Raw genomic sequence first — 13829 nt, 5'->3', positions numbered from 1 at the left:
ACTCACAGAACTATCCGTCCGCCTTCGAGGCGCAATTGCTTACCGCAGCGCTTTGACAACAGTTCATCGTGCGTGACCAGAATCAGCGTTGTGCCCTGAATACGATTTAAATCGAACATCAAATCCATAATCTGCGCGCCGTTGCCCGCATCGAGATTTCCGGTAGGCTCGTCGGCAAACAAAATCTTCGGCCCAGAGACGAAGGCACGCGCCAGTGCGACACGCTGCTGCTCGCCGCCCGAGAGATGCTTAGGCAAATGATGCGTGCGCGACGACAACCCCACCTCTTGAAGCGATGCCAACGCCCGCGCACGCGCGTCCCGCCTACCCTGCAACTCCAGCGGCAACATGACGTTTTCCAGCGCACTCAAGGTAGGCAGCAATTGAAATGACTGGAACACGAAACCTGCCAACTTAGCCCTCAATCTGGCACGCCCATCTTCATCGAGCAAAAACAAATCCGTCCCGCTCAGCTTTACCGTGCCGCTGCTGGGCACATCGAGCCCCGCCAGCAAGCCCAGCAGGGTTGACTTGCCTGAACCGGACGCGCCTGTGATGGCCATGCTCTCACCCGCTGACAGCGTGAAACTTATCTCGTGCAAGATGGTCAACGGTTGTCCGCCACTTAATACTTGCTTACCTAGGCTCACCGCCTGCACAATTGCCGTCATGAAAAATTTTACCCCGCAAATTTTATTTATCTTCAGAACTGCGCTGCTGCTAGTCGCACTCAGCCTGCCCTTCGCCACACAGGCCGCGCCGCAAAAAAGTATTTTGATATTTGGTGACAGCCTGTCGGCTGGCTACGGACTGGATATCGCAGAGAGCTGGCCCAGCCTGTTGCAACTTCAGTTGGATAGCAGCCGCTCGGGCTTCAAAATCATCAACGCCAGCATCAGCGGCGAAACCTCATTGGGTGGCCGCCAGCGTCTGGCCCGGCTGCTGGAACAATATAAGCCCGCGATCGTCATCGTGGAATTGGGTGCCAACGACGGGCTGCGCGGGTTCAGCACCGCCGACATCGAAAGCAACCTGAATGACATCATGGTACAACTCAAACAACCACAGATTAAGACCTTGCTGATCGGCATGAAGCTTCCGCCCAATTACGGCGAACCCTATATCAGTCAGTTTCAGAGCATGTTCCCGCGTATCGCCGCAAAAAATCGCGTCAGCCTACTGCCCTTTCTGCTTGACGGCGTCGGTGCAGAGCAGTTTCAGGCCGACAATCTGCACCCCGCAGCCGCCTCACAACCCCAGGTCATGCGCAACGTACTGCAAGCCTTAAAGCCCCTGTTGCGCTGATCCTGAATCCTGCTCTTACCGCAGCGTCACCCCGCTCTGGGTTGAAAAGCTGATTGCACTCGCAACGCCTGCGCCAAAGCGCTTGGCCAAGCGGTCGGCAAAACCTTCCTTCACGGTAAAGTCGACGACTTCTTCAGCCTTGATCACATCGCGCGCCACCGATTCGACACTACCATAACCATCGGCCAGCCCCATCTCGATACCGGCCTGACCGTTCCACACCAGACCACTGAACGTATCAGGCGTCTCCTTCAGACGCTTGCCGCGCCCCTGCTTGACCACGTCAATGAACTGCTGGTGGATTTGCGCGAGCATTTGCTTGGCGTATTCCTGCTGATCGGGGCGCACGGCGGAGAACGGATCCATGAAACCCTTGTTACTGCCTGCGGTCACCAGACGACGCTCAACACCGAGCTTTTCCATGGTCCCAGTAAAACCGAAACCATCCATCAACACGCCGATGGAGCCGATCAGACTCGCTTTATCCACGAAAATTTTATCTGCAGCCGCCGCCACATAATAACCGCCCGAGGCGCAAATATCCTCGACGACCACATACAACGGGATCGCCGGATACTTGACGCGCAGGCGACGAATCTCATCGTTGATTTGACCTGCCTGAACGGGACTACCGCCCGGACTGTTGATGCGCAGAATCACGCCCTGAGTTCCTTTGTCCTTGAAGGCTGCCTGCAGCCCCGGAATCAAATTGTCCGCACTCGCTGCCGAATCTGCGGCGATGACACCCTGCATATCGACTAAAGCGGTGTGTTTACCGGTGCTCAACGCGGTTTCGCTCTTGTCAAACCAGCCCATCAACACAAACAGAATCACAAACAGATAACCGAAGGTCAGCACCTTGAAAAAAATACTCCAGTGCCGCGCACGGCGCTGCTCAACAATCGCCGACATGGCCAGTTTCTCCAGTACGCCGCGTTCCCAATTCTGATCAGACATTTTGTTCCTTAATAATTTTTATGCATTAAGCCTAAACCAGGCCCGTAGCTGTGAAAAATCCTGCATCAGTGCCAAAGGTTTCAGTGCCAGCAACTGATCTTCAGGATGTGCGCCAAACGCGACCGCGACCACATCCACGCCGGCATTTTGCGCCAGCAGCACGTCGTGTGTCGTATCGCCCACCATCAACGTGCGCTCAGCACTGACAGCCAATTCCGCCATCAGTTCCAGCAACATCGCAGGATGCGGCTTGGAAGCGGTCAGATCTGCGGTGCGCGTCGCATGAAAATAGTGTTTCATGCCGGACGATTCGAGCACCCGATCAAGCCCAGCCCGATTTTTTCCGGTCGCAACCCCTAAGCGGTAACCTGCCTCATGCAATTCCACGATGGTCTCCCGCGCGCCCTCGAACAACGGGATCGCCTGATCCTGCGACAAAAAATGATGTCGATAGCGCGCCACCAGCGGCTCGTACATCGCCTCGGGCGCATCGGGCACGGCGTGACGCAAGGCCTGCATTAATCCTAAGCCGATTACATGGCGCGCCGTTTCATCATCGGGCACCGTCAATTCGAGGTCGCGACAGGCTGACTGGATGGAGCCTGCGATAATCGCCGTGGAGTCCATCACCGTACCGTCCCAGTCGAACACGATCAAGTCGTAGCGTTTACTCATTTACGTTATTCTGCACAAAAAAGAACTTGAGATATTACCACCTTAGCGCCTGCCTCCCCAACCTGTGCCACAATACGCCCTATGCAAACGACACCAAAACCAAAACGAGCCTCAACCGATACGGCAAAGCCGCGTCGCACTGATGCGAAACAAACACCTGACAGAGCGAACGCCAAACCGCGTCGCGAGGGCGGCACAAAGGCTATTGACGCAAAATCTGCGCCATCAGCACGCCGCGCGCCGACAACACCGCGTCAGACGGACAAAACACGAGGCACGGCAGCGCCGCGCCAGACCGATAACAAAGCACCCGGGCGCGGCAATTCCGCACCGCGTAACGGCGGAAAACCCGCATCAAAAATTACGCCGGCACCTGTAGCCGCCCCGCGCCGCGTCGGCACCAAGATGTCCAGACTGCTGGATTTGAATGTAGCGCCGCCTGTCACCAAAAAACCGCATGTTGCCACTTCAAATAATGGCGCATTGACACACTGGCTGCTGTATTGCCGCCCGGGCTTTGAGCAAGACTGCACGCAAGAAGCCGTGGGGCAAGCACGCCGACAACGCCCGGTATTGAGTGAGCAACCCGGGATTCTGCCGAACAGCGGTTATGCGCTGGTTGCCATCAACGGACAATCGCTCGCTTACAGCGACCTGATTTTTGCGCGTCAACTGATCTGTTTACACCACATCATCGAAGAGTTGCCCGAACGCGATCGCCTCACCCCCATCCTCAGTGCGATTGCCGCGCTGCCCGGCACCTTTGGCACCCTGTGGCTGGAAGTGCCCGACACCAACGATGGCAAGACGCTCACCGCCTTCACCCGCCGTTTTCAGCCCCTGCTGGAAGCAGCACTGCGCGAACAGGGACGCTTGGTTGACACGGATCCTGCGGAGAGTCGCAAATTACCGCGCCTGCATATTTTCTTCCCCGACAAATCCGCCGCCCTGATCGGCACGAGCGATCCGTATAACAGCGCGGATGCACTGATGGGCATCAGTCGCCAATCAATGCCGGCTGAAGCGCCCAGCCGTTCCACGTTAAAACTTGCCGAAGCCATCGATGTATTTATGGATAAGGGCGAGCAGTCCCGACTGCTGCGTTCTGGCATGACGGCGGTAGATTTGGGTGCTGCCCCCGGCGGCTGGACGTGGCAGATGGTCAAACGCGGCATGCGCGTGACCGCCGTCGACAACGGACCGATGAAAGGCGTGCTGGCCAAAAATCCGGCGGTCGAACACCTGATGCAGGACGGCTTCAAGTTCACACCACGCAAAGCGGTCGACTGGCTGATTTGCGACATGGTGGAAAAGCCCGCCAAAGTCGCCGAGCTTATCGGCAACTGGTTTGTCTCAGGCTGGTGCAAACACGCGATCTTCAACCTTAAACTTCCGATGAAGCAGCGCGTCACCGCAACCGATGCTGCGCTGGGCGGTATCCGAAAGCTGCTGGATATGGAAGGCATCAGCTACAAGCTAATCGCAAAGCAGCTCTATCACGACAGAGAAGAAATCACGGTCTTCATGAGCAAGACCAAAAACCGCTAAAGCTGGCAACATTCAAGTCGACAAAGCACGCCTGCAAGTCGCGGGAGTTCCAGCTTCCGCATAGCGTAGCTTTGTACCCGGATCTGATGCACGATGCGTGAATGAATCTGGCTGCGAATACGTGAAGAGAGGTTTCCTATTGCTTTGGTTGAGCAATATTCTCGCTTAGCAGGCTATTCAAATTGGCGGCGGCTTTCCTCTTAAGCCGGGCTAAAATGAGCGCGCAATCGCCACCCGGATAGCGATACGATTCAAAATGTCTCTGCCAGTCGCTGCCCAGCTCTGCGATATCGAGACTTGAAATTCGGCTGATCGTACCAGCGGTCACTTTAATATTTCCCAGCCAAAAGTTTTCATTTGCCCCCTCTAATATAAAATAAGCACCCGGGTTGCTTATGCTTAAATTTTCGGGATCTTTGTATATAAAACAACCCATGGTTTTAATCTCGTTGCTGACTAATTTTTTCAGCCCCGGATATTGATCATTTTTGGATAGATCCGTTTCTGGCGTCGCTGACCATGCTTGAATTTCCGGAGAAAAGGACACTTTAATGTCCCGCTTATCATTCCAATCTGCCAGAATTTTAATTCGATTTTCTTTTGCAATCAGTGCATTTCGAAAATTGGCTAGCACAGGCCCGATTATATCGCTCCAGTCACGATAGGACTTCCCGATACCATCTTGTACATCACCAATGATAAATTTAGGGGTTGATACGCCATATATTTTTTCCAGAAATACTTGAACATTAGGTGCTTGATCAAAACAATTTTTTACCATGGCAGGATTGTTATACCAGTCTGCCCCGCCTTTTGATTCGTCGATGAATGACTTCATGACGATGGATATATCCATATTGCTAAGACCTAGTTTTGCAAGTTTTCCCAAAGCAATGCTACAGGCATTGGACAAGTCGTGTCCTTGAGCCCCAGATAGGATAGCCAGTAAGCTAGGAGAAGTATCGTTGAGCGTTTGCAGCAAATTGTGGTGGCTATTGACCGGCAGATAATTTAGTACGTTTGCTGCGGAAATGCTGTCCGGATTTAGCTGATTGAGCACGCCTGATGCCGCAGGATCAAATAAAGAGCGGGCGTAATTGAACGATAGCCTAACTGTGAATAGCACCGTTTTTTCAGTTTTGTTATCCGCCTGCAGCTGTAAAATCTTCTTGTCAGGGGTACTACCCAGGTTGCTTTCGGCTCGGTAGACCGGGATTTCAATGGTACGAAGTCCATTGCGTAGTTTCGGCCAAGTCAAACTAATCTGAGTTTTTCCGTTCACCATCCCCTGCATAAGCGTATTCGTTCTAGATTGAGTTTCAGACAACACGGGATTGCCAACGGTTGCTGCAATGCCACTAATCGCGGTCGCAGTACCGCCCGTTACGACCATGGCTGCCGCGCCTAGCACTAGCTTTGCCGAGCCGATAAAATCTTGATTGGAGTCACTTGAGCTTTTTACGTTAAGCACGATGGAGAGTTCACCGGGATTAAACGTTGAGTAAGATTCGAGCAGCGCTAGTGGAACGATATTAATGGGGAGCGTGCTAAGGGAGGCACACTCTGAGCCATTATCACGCCCATCGAAAGCGGCAATCGGTATTTCTCCGCCATCCAGATTCTTTTTAAAGCCGTTTGTCACCATTGAAAGAACTAATTGCGTCTTTTCACCCCCCCAAAAAGTGTGATTTGATAAAGGCACGCAACTGCTGGTTGGAATGACTTCGGAAGTGACCGTTACATAACCGTCATGACCATGGCCATCATGCAGCCATTTTGGCGTCTCGCCAGAAGTGGATACAGGTCGTGTTCCCGGAAAGAAAAAAGTAGATGCAAAGCCATGCATTGAAAGCGTCATTGTAAGTACCAAGACAACCGATGCGATTTTTGTTTTCATCATTAAACCTCAATATTCGTTAGCCGTTATAACGACCGTATCCGCTTTCATGGATTGCCTGCATCCGTAGAACTCGTAAGTGCATCCCGTACATGCTGGCATATTTTTGCTCGTATACGCTGCAGGAGCGGTGTTTAAGCCAGGTTATTTATCCAGCAATCCGTCGGGTCGCCTCTTATTTTCAGGGAATAAGATTGCATATATGCGGTACGCCATTAGCTTACCAAAATAATTTGACCTGCGAGGCTGCAATGCACGTATAAAAATAGCTGATATTTTTTATATTTAGCGTTGTTTTCAGCATAACAATACTCTCAGTCAATAGCGCATTTGCCGAATGCCGCAAGGAGCGCGAAGCTTGCAGCATTGACTGGCGTGGCGTTAAACTCAATGGGGAAACTTTCAAAATACCGACCTTGGACAGGCAAATTTTGCCGGAGACAGCCTGAAAGGTGCTATCTTAAGTAGTGCGAATCCGAACTGCGAGGCGTTAAACTTGACAGTGTCTACTGCCATACGGCCCATCATACATTTACATTTTTCACAGGCTTATTGAAATGCTTACCTCATTGATCATCATATTTATCATTGCCTACGCAGCTATCGCGCTGGAACATCCGCTCAAAATCAACAAATCTGCCTCTGCCCTGATTGGGGCTGGGCTGCTATGGACGATCTACGCACTGTCTGTCAGCGATGCACAATTAGTAAGCGATCAATTAGCTGAATCGCTGATGGGAACGGCTCAGATCGTATTTTTTCTGATGGGGGCAATGGCGATTGTCGAGGTAGTGGATGCCCACAACGGCTTCGATATCATCACGACACACATTAAAACCGCCAAACTCTCCAGATTGATGTGGCTGGTAGGGTTCGTTACCTTTTTTCTCAGCGCCATTCTGGATAACCTGACGACGACCATTGTGATGATCTCACTGATGCGAAAATTACTGGGACGACACGATGACCGGCTATTTTTTGCAGGTATTATCGTCATCGCCGCAAATTCAGGTGGTGCCTGGTCGCCGCTGGGCGATGTGACCACCACGATGCTGTGGATAGGCGGGCAAATTACCAGTCTGGCGATCATCAAGGGCGTGCTGCTGCCTGCATTAGTCAGTATGCTGGTACCACTCGCCATCACGGCCTATACTTTACGCGGTCGAGATGTGGTTGCGCCTCAGCGTGTTGCTGGCGCCCCCGATATGCACATAACCTTATTTGCGCGCAATCTGATATTTTTCACTGGTTTGGCCATTTTGCTGGCGGTGCCAGCTTTCAAGACACTCACGCACCTTCCTCCTTTTATGGGTATTTTGTTCGGATTGGGCATTCTGTGGCTGGTGAGCGATTTGCTGCATCGTCATCAGGAAGATCACAATAAGCAACAACTAACGCTAGGACATGCCCTGAGCAAGATCGATATGGGTTCACTGGTGTTTTTCATCGGCATTCTGCTGTCGGTCGCCACGCTGGAACATACGCACATTCTGACCGCGCTGGCCCAGTGGCTGGATCAGACCGTCGGACGTCAAGATGTCATTGTGATGATCATCGGCATTGCCAGTGCGATTGTTGATAATGTGCCGCTGGTCGCCGCGTCCATGGGGATGTACAGCCTGACGCAGTATCCGGCAGATCACTTTTTGTGGGAGTTTCTTGCCTATTGCGCAGGCACCGGCGGTTCCATACTGATTATCGGCTCAGCAGCAGGTGTGGCTGCGATGGGATTGGAAAAAATTCACTTCTTCTGGTACATCAAGAAAATCAGCGGATTGGCGCTGGTGGGGTATTTTTCAGGTGCGCTAGTTTATCTCGTTCAATACAGTCTGCTTCACTAAGTCGCTGCATTGAAGCTGCGCATCGTCACAATGCATGACAAATAAACAACTACGATGAAAATATCTGCACAAGCCTTTATCACCAGAGTTCGAACCGCGCTGGCTTTTCGATTCAACCTGAATGCCGATCAGCATGGTTTCGACGATATCGACCAGAGTATCCGCGATGGCATTGAGATCAGGGGAACCAATCTGTGGGTGTTGATGCTGGCGATTTTCATCGCCTCCATCGGTTTGGATGTCAACTCCACGGCGGTGATCATTGGCGCCATGTTGATTTCCCCGCTCATGGGGCCGATTATGGCCATAGGCTATGGGGCGGGCATCAACGATTACGAGCTGATTAAAAAGGCACTGGGCAATCTACTCGTCTGCATCCTGATTGGACTGTTTACCTCCACGTTGTATTTTCTGATCAGCCCGTTATCCACTGCTCAATCCGAACTGCTGGCGCGAACAACGCCTACCATTTGGGATGTACTGATTGCCTTGTTCGGCGGTCTGGCGGGCATCATTGCTTCCACCCGCAAAGAAAAAACCAACATCATACCGGGCGTTGCCATCGCAACGGCTTTGATGCCTCCGCTGTGTACCGCCGGTTACGGCATAGCGAACGGTTCAATGGACATTTTCTTTGGTGCGTTTTTCCTGTTTTTAATCAACTGTATTTTTATCGCGTTTGCGACCTTGTTGCTAGTCAGCTACATCGACCCGCCCCATAAACGCTTTGTCAGCGAGGCGGTCGGGCGTAAGGTCAAACGCTACATTTACGCCGTGGTGTTTGCAACCGTCTTGCCCAGCATCTATCTGGCCTACGGAATGGTGACACGAGAAGTCTTTCTGTCCAGAGCCAACGAATACATTAAAAAAGAGCTGGTATTCGAAAATGGCTTTATAGCAAAACAGAGCATTTCTGCTGATGAACGGCTGATCGACATTACACTGGTGGGACAGAAGGTCAGCGATGAGCGCTTGATTGAGCTTTCCAAGAAACTTGAAATATACCGGATGCCGAATGCCAAGCTGATTGTGCATCAGACCGTTATCAAGGAACTGGACGAGACGAGACTGTCGAAGACATTGCTCACTGAAGTATTGAACAGTACTCAGCAAACATTCGATGTAAAAAACAGTCAACTGGCTGATTTGCAAAATGAACTTGCAAAGTTGCGTGCACAGCAAGGAAAACAGAACGATTATCTGCAAGAACAGAAAAAAATCTTCGACGAGCTGGTTGCGCAATATCCGCAAATTGAGAAACTGTCGATTGCAAAGACGAACGAATATCAGACAAAACCTGCCGCGGCTTCAACCGTTTTATTACTTAACCTGACATCAAAAAAATCTCTTTCGAGAGAAGACAGACGCAAAATAAACGCATGGCTAAAGGTACGAACCGGGGTTGATCAGGTAAAGCTTTCGATAAATATGCATTAAAAAAAACTAAACGAAGGCAAACGATCACCCCACCTTAAAATCACAATTGTCTAAAAAACTAACCAATTCAAACTTTAATAATTTTTTGTTTTCAACCGGTTTGGCGAATCATAAAACCGGCCTAATATTTTGATCTATTTGCGAGCAGCCTCAGTTCGGCTTGCCTGCTTGAAGCGTTTTGTGAATTTCGTGTTTTTTGTGGATGAAAAGCTTTTTCAAGGTTCAATAGCTCAGCCATGCCCGAACAAGCGGCAAGCTCGCTTAGACTGCTGTCGGGCACAGTGGAGCCCTATTGCAATGATTACGAGGTAAAAAGGAACATTATGCCAAAAAAAATACGCGTGGGTTTGGTCGGTTACGGTAAGGCAGGCGGCGCCGTAGCCAATGTCTTAAGCGGTGATCCGCGTTTTGAATTGTGCTGGATTGCGAAGCGTTCGACAAATGCAGGACAGCAATTTCATCCCGGAACCGATATCCCAATCATCGGGCTGGAACAACGTTCATTCGCAGATTTATTCGAGCATATTCCGGTGGATGCGCTGGTCGATTTCTCCTCGCCAAAAAGCATTCATCTCTACGGAGAAGAAGTGCGCAAGCGCGGCATCATGCTGATCAGTGCAATCTCGGCCTATTCAGATGAGGATTTGGAATACGCGCGCAGCTTGAGTCAGAACGCCCGCGTATTGTGTTCACCCAACATCACCTTAGGCATCAATTTTCTAATCGTGGCGGCGAAATTGTTGCGCAAGATCGCACCATTCGCCGATGTGAAAATACTGGAACAGCACTTCAAGGAAAAGCCGGAAATATCGGGCACCGCGCGTAGAATCGCTGATACGCTAGAAATTGCGGGGGAAAATATTACTTCTTTGCGGTTAGGCGGCATCGTCGGACACCACGAGGTTATCTTTGGCTTTCCCTATCAGACAGTGCGCCTGATTCACGACTCTATCAGGCGGGAAGCATTTGGTACTGGCGCGGCTTTTGCCTTGACTCAGCTCGCTGAATGTAAAAATGGCTTCTACACCTTCGATGATTTGCTGCTGCACCTGATCGCTGATGAACTACAAAATAGTGAACACAATATAAAAGATTAGGATTATGACTTGTCGTAATGCTTAATTTTCTGTAACCGTGCTGATTTCGCCCGGGTAAAACGCCCCGATTTGAAAATTCACCGCTGATCGAAAATCAGTGTAGATATAAGCTTTTCGCACCGAAACTGAACCTAGCTTAGCATTTTCTTGAATCCATCGCGTTTCGGATTTTATTAGCGGAAGTGGCAGCACGCGACAGCACCACGCCATTTTTTCGGTGCATAAAAAACAAGTCGCCACACAGGCCTCTACGCGATACAGGTACATTATTTTTGTTCGTGGGCCCAGTCTAAACATAATCGACTATGTACCCGGCAAGCAAAGAGGAAATGAATTGAACGCCCTGCAAAATTCTTAGGCGAAACGTACTCAAAGGCTCAACAATGACAACAAGTGAGTGGCATCATATCCACACGCATGAAGCATTAACCGCCGTTGCGTCAGACCCGCAAGGGCTGAGCAATGACGAGGTATCGCGACGGTTCGTGCAGTATGGTGCAAATCGCTTGACTCCACACAGGCAGCGCCCTCCCTTATTGCGCTTCCTGATGCAATTTCACAATGTACTGATCTATGTACTACTGGCTTCGGCGGCAGTCACTGCATTACTCGCACACTGGTTAGATACCAGCGTGATCGTCGGTGTCGTGATGATCAATGCCATCATAGGTTTCATTCAGGAAGGCAAAGCAGAAAAAGCAATGGATGCCATCCGGCGCATGCTATCGCCTGAGGCGACCGTGTTGCGTGAAGGTCGTCGAGAAGTGATTGCTGCTGAAGCACTTGTTCCCGGCGATATCGTGTTGCTGCAATCCGGAGATAAGGTTCCTGCTGATTTGCGCCTGCTGAGCGTGAAGAATCTGCGCATCGAAGAAGCGACATTGACTGGCGAATCTACTGCCGTAGAAAAAAATATCACCGCGGTGCCGTTCCAGAGCGTGTTAGGTGACCGCTATTGCATGGCTTATTCGAGTACCCTGGTCGTATATGGTCAGGGCACTGGCGTGGTAGTCGCCACGGCTGATAATACAGAAATCGGACGCATCAGCACGTTACTGGAAGAAGTGCAGACGCTAACGACCCCGCTGCTGAGGCAAATCGAGGTGTTCGGGCGCTGGCTGACTATCGCCATCATGGCTCTGGCAGCAATCACTTTTTTATTTGGCTGGCTGGTCCATCAATACAATATCGGAGATATGTTTCTTGCCGCCGTAAGCATGGCCGTGGCAGCCATTCCGGAAGGGTTGCCCGCTGTTTTGACGATTACGCTCGCGCTTGGTGTTCAGCGCATGGCAGTGCGCCGCGCCATCATTCGTCGATTGCCTGCAGTCGAAGCACTGGGTTCGGTCACGGTGATTTGTAGCGACAAAACTGGCACGCTGACGCGTGGCGAAATGACCGTACAGCGCATACTGACAGCTGGACGAGTGCTTGAGGTGAGCGGCAGTGGGTATGCACCGCATGGCGGATTTTCTCTGAACGGGAAAGAGATACTCATCGCCGAACATAGCGCGACCATGGATTTGTTGCGTGCAGGGCTACTTTGCAATGATGCCGCACTTCGCGAAACCGATGGCATATGGCACATTGTGGGCGATCCCACCGAAGGTGCGCTCATTACGCTGGCCCTGAAGGCGGGGATGGATCCTGTGTTCGAGCAGGCGTTGCTGCCGCGCACTGATCTTATTCCTTTTGAATCAGAACATCGTTTTATGGCAACCTTGCATCACGATCATCAAGGACATGCCTTCATCTTTGTCAAAGGGGCGGTGGAGCAAGTGTTGCTGATGTGTAAACAGCAGCGTGGCTTGAAAGAAGACTTACCGCTTGATTTGCCGCAATGGCACAGCAAGATGGCCGTGACAGGCGCGCTTGGTCAAAGAGTGCTGGCAGTGGCGATCAAGAACATAGAAGGCGAGAAACACAATCTTGATTTTGACGACATGCATGACGGGTTCACCCTGCTCGGCATGGTCGGCATCATCGACCCACCGCGCGATGAAGCCATCACCGCCGTGCGCGACTGTCGAGCAGCAGGTATTCGCGTTGTGATGATTACCGGAGACCATGTAGAAACGGCAAACGCCATCGCTGCACGGCTGGAGATAGGCAATGGTCGCGCATTGACAGGAGGTGACTTAGATCTTCTCGATGATTTGGCATTGCGTCAGGCTGTGCGTGATGTGGATGTGTTTGCGCGCGCCAGCCCGAAACATAAGTTACGCCTCGTCGAGGCGTTACAGGCAAATGGCGAGATCGTTGCCATGACTGGCGACGGGGTAAATGATGCGCCGGCTCTGAAGCGTGCAGACATCGGCGTAGCGATGGGCGTAAAAGGGACGGAAGTCGCCAAGGAAGCTGCTGAAATGGTGCTGGCCGATGACAATTTCGCCACCATCGCACATGCGGTTGAAGAAGGACGCACTGTCTATGACAATATCAAAAAAGCCATCGTATTCATCATGCCCACCAATGGTGGTGAGGCGGGCATGGTGCTGTTCGCCATCCTGTTCGGCATGACACTACCAATCACCCCTGTGCAAATATTGTGGGTGAATATGGTGACCGCCGTCACGCTGGCTTTGGCACTGTCGTTTGAAAAATCCGAACCCGGAATGATGCTGCGGCCGCCGCGCGCAGCCGATGAAGCGATCCTGACCGGCTTCATGATCTGGCGTATTTTTTTCGTATCTTTGCTGCTCGCTGGCGGATCAATCACGCTGTTTTTATGGGAAAGTGCGCGCGGCACCAACATCAATGAAAGCCGATCCGTTGCCGTCAATGCGTTGGTAGTAGGTGAAATAGCTTACCTGTTTAATTGCCGCTACTTGCTCGTGCCGGTACGTACCTGGCATGATTTCACCGGCAATTCCTACATCTTGCTCTCCATCGCAATCTTAGCAGTCATTCAAGCAATTTTTACCTACCTGCCCTTCATGCAGCAAATGTTTGCAGTGGCCGCCATCGACGCCTCTGCATGGGGACGCATCATCGGCTTTGGGGTAGTGCTGTTTATTGTGGTCGAATTAGAAAAAATACTGATTCGAAAAATCTGGAAAAAATAATGAAAAT

Annotated in this window: 10 protein-coding genes; 6 read left to right on the top strand and 4 right to left on the bottom strand. The window is 51.3% G+C overall.

Features of this window, described 5'->3' with window-relative positions; translation table 11 throughout:
• Nucleotides 1-2: 2 nt before the first annotated feature.
• The gene (locus GALF_RS04045) at nt 3-671 is read right to left on the bottom strand and encodes an ABC transporter ATP-binding protein (RefSeq protein ID WP_041937959.1); all 669 of its coding nucleotides are present in this window, start codon (nt 669-671) and stop codon (nt 3-5) included.
• On the opposite strand from GALF_RS04045, the gene GALF_RS04040 reads away from it, so the two are divergent.
• A complete protein-coding gene (locus GALF_RS04040) occupies nt 670-1305 on the top strand; it encodes an arylesterase (protein ID WP_013292782.1) in 636 nt (211 codons plus the stop codon). The genes GALF_RS04045 and GALF_RS04040 overlap by 2 nt on opposite strands.
• A 15-nt stretch (nt 1306-1320) precedes the next feature.
• Here the strand turns inward: GALF_RS04040 and GALF_RS04035 are convergent, their stop codons facing one another.
• Together GALF_RS04035 and GALF_RS04030 are read right to left on the bottom strand one after the other, a co-directional pair.
• On the bottom strand, nt 1321-2262 hold the full coding sequence (locus GALF_RS04035) for a S49 family peptidase (protein WP_013292781.1): 942 nt from the start codon (nt 2260-2262) through the stop codon (nt 1321-1323).
• Nucleotides 2263-2280: 18 nt separating this feature from the next.
• Nucleotides 2281-2937: an HAD family hydrolase gene (locus GALF_RS04030; RefSeq protein WP_013292780.1), complete on the bottom strand. Its 657-nt coding sequence runs from the start codon at nt 2935-2937 to the stop codon at nt 2281-2283.
• 81 nt (nt 2938-3018) lie between these two features.
• Here GALF_RS04030 and rlmM point away from each other — a divergent pair, with 81 nt between their 5' ends.
• A complete protein-coding gene (rlmM, locus tag GALF_RS04025) occupies nt 3019-4485 on the top strand; it encodes a 23S rRNA (cytidine(2498)-2'-O)-methyltransferase RlmM (protein WP_013292779.1) in 1467 nt (488 codons plus the stop codon).
• 136 nt (nt 4486-4621) lie between these two features.
• Here rlmM and GALF_RS04020 read toward each other — a convergent pair whose 3' ends face one another.
• The gene (locus tag GALF_RS04020) at nt 4622-6385 is read right to left on the bottom strand and encodes a hypothetical protein (protein ID WP_150102566.1); all 1764 of its coding nucleotides are present in this window, start codon (nt 6383-6385) and stop codon (nt 4622-4624) included.
• 554 nt (nt 6386-6939) lie between these two features.
• On the opposite strand from GALF_RS04020, the gene nhaD reads away from it, so the two are divergent.
• The 4 genes from nhaD (at nt 6940) to GALF_RS03995 (ending at nt 13822) form a co-directional block, all read left to right on the top strand.
• Nucleotides 6940-8223: a sodium:proton antiporter NhaD gene (nhaD, locus tag GALF_RS04015; RefSeq protein ID WP_013292777.1), complete on the top strand. Its 1284-nt coding sequence runs from the start codon at nt 6940-6942 to the stop codon at nt 8221-8223.
• Nucleotides 8224-8277: 54 nt separating this feature from the next.
• Nucleotides 8278-9660: a TIGR00341 family protein gene (locus GALF_RS04010; protein WP_013292776.1), complete on the top strand. Its 1383-nt coding sequence runs from the start codon at nt 8278-8280 to the stop codon at nt 9658-9660.
• 323 nt (nt 9661-9983) lie between these two features.
• A complete protein-coding gene (locus tag GALF_RS04005; protein ID WP_150102565.1) occupies nt 9984-10757 on the top strand; it encodes a 4-hydroxy-tetrahydrodipicolinate reductase in 774 nt (257 codons plus the stop codon).
• Nucleotides 10758-11140: 383 nt separating this feature from the next.
• Entirely contained in the window at nt 11141-13822 is a 2682-nt protein-coding gene (locus GALF_RS03995) for a cation-transporting P-type ATPase (RefSeq protein ID WP_013292774.1), read from the top strand.
• Nucleotides 13823-13829 lie beyond the last annotated feature (7 nt).

Source organism: Gallionella capsiferriformans ES-2 (assembly GCF_000145255.1).
Lineage (GTDB): Bacteria > Pseudomonadota > Gammaproteobacteria > Burkholderiales > Gallionellaceae > Gallionella > Gallionella capsiferriformans.
The sequence above is the reverse complement of the archived record's forward strand: the minus strand, read 5'-3'. Positions and strand labels throughout refer to the sequence as shown.